Annotated in this window: 4 protein-coding genes; 2 read left to right on the top strand and 2 right to left on the bottom strand. The window is 69.1% G+C overall.

Going from position 1 to position 3,586, the window contains the following annotated elements; translation table 11 throughout:
• On the bottom strand, positions 1-188 hold a 188-nt coding region (locus tag AOK24_RS49875), incomplete at its 3' end, for a hypothetical protein (RefSeq protein WP_206191304.1).
• Positions 189-480: 292 nt separating this feature from the next.
• On the bottom strand, positions 481-1,113 hold the full coding sequence (locus AOK24_RS32940; RefSeq protein ID WP_055723685.1) for a TetR/AcrR family transcriptional regulator: 633 nt from the start codon (positions 1,111-1,113) through the stop codon (positions 481-483).
• A gap of 154 nt (positions 1,114-1,267) precedes the next feature.
• On the opposite strand from AOK24_RS32940, the gene AOK24_RS52830 reads away from it, so the two are divergent.
• Both AOK24_RS52830 and AOK24_RS32935 read left to right on the top strand, forming a co-directional pair.
• Positions 1,268-2,212 (top strand): cupin domain-containing protein, encoded by a 945-nt coding sequence (locus AOK24_RS52830; RefSeq protein WP_079057111.1) that lies wholly within the window; start codon positions 1,268-1,270, stop codon positions 2,210-2,212.
• A gap of 58 nt (positions 2,213-2,270) precedes the next feature.
• Positions 2,271-3,428: an MFS transporter gene (locus tag AOK24_RS32935; protein WP_055723684.1), complete on the top strand. Its 1,158-nt coding sequence runs from the start codon at positions 2,271-2,273 to the stop codon at positions 3,426-3,428.
• Positions 3,429-3,586 lie beyond the last annotated feature (158 nt).

The following is a 3,586-nucleotide window of genomic DNA, read 5'->3' as shown; positions in this document are numbered from 1 at the left end:
GCCAGGACCAGGCCGGGGGTTTGGTGGCTGAGGGCCAGAGCCAGGGCCAGGAGCTTGAGGGCTGAGGGCCAGGGCCAGTGCTGGGGGCTGGGGGCGGGGGGTGCTTGTGGGGCTCCTTCGGCACGCCGCTGTCCGATCCCGGGTGGGTGACCTGCGCTGTGTGCCTGCGCCTGGTTCTCGACGCCCACTTCTCGGCACCCCGCCCGCGCGCCGCCTGCTGGAACGGCCTCCGGTACCCCCGCCTCCAACACCTGGCCTCCGCAGTCGACTCCAGCCGTCGGCTCCCGGATCTCCGCCCAGGGCTCAGCTCCTGGCTCCGCCCGTCTTCGACTCGCCCTGGCCCTCTTTCGCCCCGGCCCTCTTCGCCGGGCCCTTTCCGCCCGGCCCCTTTTCCGACCCGGCTTCCGGCCTTCGGCCCTTCCGGTGTTGCGGGCCCCGGCTCTGACCCCGCTCCTTCGGCGAGGTGGGGTCGTCGAGGGGTCAGGTGGTCGGGAGGAGGCCGTGCAGGACCACGTCCGCCAGGGAGCGGGTGCGGGCGTCCCACTCCGCGGGGGTCAGGTGAGGGGCCCGGCCCAGGCGGCGGGCCAGTTGCTCTTGGGTCAGGACCAGCGCGGGGCCGGTCAGGGCGCTGAAGAGGATGTCCAGGGGGATGACTGGCATGCGGCCCGCGGACATGAGTCGCTGGGCCAGGGGTTCGACCTGGGCCAGGAAGGGGGCCATCAGGGCGGCGTAGAGGTGGTCCAGGCGTTCCGAGTCCAGTGCTGATTCCTCGGCGACTATCTGGTTGAGCTGGGGCGCCCTGCCGGCGTTGGCATAGAACGTTCGCACCACCGCCCCGAATTTCTCCGCGTCGTCCATATCAGCGGAGAACGTCGCCGTCAGTTCCGTACTCGGTTCCAGTCCCGCCGCGTCGACGACCGCCCGCCAGAATTCCTCTTTCGAACCGAACCGTTCGTTGAAAAAGTTGTGACTCACCCCGAGCCGCTTGGCGAGTTCACGGACCGAGGCGCCCCGATATCCGAGCTCGGCGAAGGCGTCCAGACCACGCCGGAGGATCTCGGCGTCGGTGAGAACGACCTGCGGTGTCCTGCGCTGCCCGCTGTCCTTGGCCACTTCGGTACTGCTCCGTTCCCCGTGTGCTGCGTGCTGTGCTGATCCAGAAGGCTAGCGTGCGCGGATCAATCAGACCGCTGTGCCGTCATGAACCCTTCTGTGGACGGGAGTTGAAAGATGACACGCGCTTGACGGCCGCCAAGTCCGATGTGGCGTGACAACTGTCAAGCGAGCCGGCAGCTTCCCGCGAAGGAACCCCGCGCTGGACCCGACGGCGAGCCATTTCGTGAAAGCACGGGCCCGGGAAACCGGCGGACAACTCGGCCTGATCGAGGCCGACGTCCCTCCCCGCGGCGGCCCCTTGGCCCACGTGCACACCAAAGAGGGCGAGGCCGTCTACGTACTCGACGGAAAGCTGGAATTCCTCGACGGCGACCGGAAGATCACCGCCGGCTCGGGCGACTTCTTCTACGTACCGCCCGGAATCCGGCACCGATTCCCGAACATCGGCCTCCACACCGCCCGCATGCTCTTCCTCTTCACCCCGGTGGCCAGGAGGAAGGCGTCATCCGCAGCGGCGACGAAGCCGTGCCCGGCCGTCCCCCTCTGGGACCGCGAACACGCCACCCGCGCCTTCGACACCGTGGCCCGGAATCCCCATGCCCGAAACCGACGAGGAGCGCGACACCCATGCTTGAGGGCTTCGAGGACGGCTACACCGACGTCAACGACACCCGTCTTCACTACGTCACCGGCGCCCCCTCGCCCTCATGGGCGGCTGGCCCCGCACCTGGTACGGCCTCCACAAGATCCTGCCCACCCTGGCCAGGCGTTTTCGCGTCATCGCCGTCGACTACTGCGGCCACCGAGAAGCTCGCGATCTGGGAAGGCGGCCCGTTCTCCGACCTCTTCCTCGACATCGTCAAGGGCCTCCCCGCGAAACTCCTCACCGGCCGCTTCCGCCACCTCGTGGTCTACCGAACCTTCCACCAGGACAAGGCCGACAGCAACGCCTACCCGCCCCTGCGGATGCCAATCCCTCGCCATCGGCGGCCAGTACCTCGACGCCCGGTACGTCACCGTCGAGGGCAGCGGCCACTTCGTTGCCGAGGAGCAACCAGGGGCGCTGGCAGCGGAATTGGAGAGGTTCTTCAGCTGAGGGATGGCATAGTGGCCCCCCGTTGTCGATGTCCCGGAGCGAGAACGGAGAGGTACGCATGCCGGTCGGACTGGTCGCCCTGGCCCTCGGCGGGTTCGGTATCGGGCTTACCGAGTTCCTCATCGCGGGCCTGCTCCCGCAGGTCGCTGCCGACTTCGCGGTGTCCGAGGCCGCCGCGGGGCGGCTGATCTCCGGGTACGCGCTGAGCGTTGCGGTCGGTGCGATCGCCTTGACCGCGGCGACGGCCCGGCTCCCGCGTAAACAGGTCCTCGTCGGCCTGGTGGCGCTGTTCGTCATCGGCAATCTCCTCTCCGCCGTCGCTTCCGACTACTGGGTGATGATGCTGGGCCGCGTCGTCGCGGCCCTGTGCCACGGCTCCTTCTTCGGTATCGGTTCGCTCGTCGCCCGCGCGCTCGTCGTGCCGGAGAAGAAGTCCCAGGCCGTCGCGGTGATGTTCGCCGGCCTCACCGTCGCCAACGTGCTCGGCGTGCCGTTCGGGGCGCTCGTCGGTGAACGGTGGGGCTGGCGTGCCGCGTTCTGGGCCGTCACCGGGATCGGCGTCCTCGCGCTGGCCGGCATCGCAGCCCTCGTCCCGGCCACCGCGTCGCCGCCCGCTGCTCAGGGTCTGCGGGAACAGTTCCTCGCGTTCCGCTCCTCTCAGGTCTGGCTCACTCTGGTCGCCACCGCGCTGAGCTACGGCGGCATGTTCGGCGCGTTCAGCTATATCGCGTACACCTTCACCGAGGTCGGCGGCTTCTCCTCGGCGGACGTCGCCTGGCTGCTCATGGTGTACGGGGTCGGTCTGGTCGTCGGGAATCTGGTGGGCGGCCGTGCGGCCGACCGGGATCGGGACCGGGCGCTGGTGTGGGCGCTGGCGGGGCTCGCGGTGACGTTGGCGGTGTTCGGGATGCTGGCGGGGAGCGAGAGTGCTTCGGTGCTGCTCGTGTTCCTGATGGGGGTCACTGGCTTCGCGAGCGTGCCGGGGATGATCACCAGGGTCACAGATCAGGCGGGCGGGGCGGCGCTGGCCGCGAGTGCGAACGTGTCGGCCTCCAATGTGGGGAACGCGGTGGGGGCTTGGCTGGGGGGTGTGGCGATCTCGGCCGGCTTGGGCTATCGGTCACCTCTCTTTGTAGGGGCGGGGATCGTGGTGGTGGCGCTCGGGGTGATGGTGGCCGCGGCTCGTACGGAGAAGGCGGTCGCGGTACGGGACTGAGGTGTGTGCGGTCGAAGGTGCGAGGGGTTGAGCGGTGGGTGGGATCGAAGGGCTGAGTGGTGTGTGGGCTTGAGGGGGGCGAGGGACTGAGTGGTGTGTGGGGTTGAGGGTGCGGGGAATCCAGAGGTGAGAGGGGGAGTGGTGGGTGAGGTGGCGGG

It is taken from the genome of Streptomyces niveiscabiei (genome assembly GCF_001419795.1).
Classification (GTDB): Bacteria; Actinomycetota; Actinomycetes; order Streptomycetales; family Streptomycetaceae; genus Streptomyces; species Streptomyces niveiscabiei.
Note: the sequence above shows the minus strand (reverse complement) of the source record. Positions and strands in the feature narration are given on the sequence as shown.

Bases quoted from the DNA above. Each gene is read 5' to 3' on its own strand.
- AOK24_RS32935 (WP_055723684.1), top strand. From the start codon at position 2,271: ATGCCGGTCGGACTGGTCGCCCTGGCCCTCGGCGGGTTCGGTATCGGG.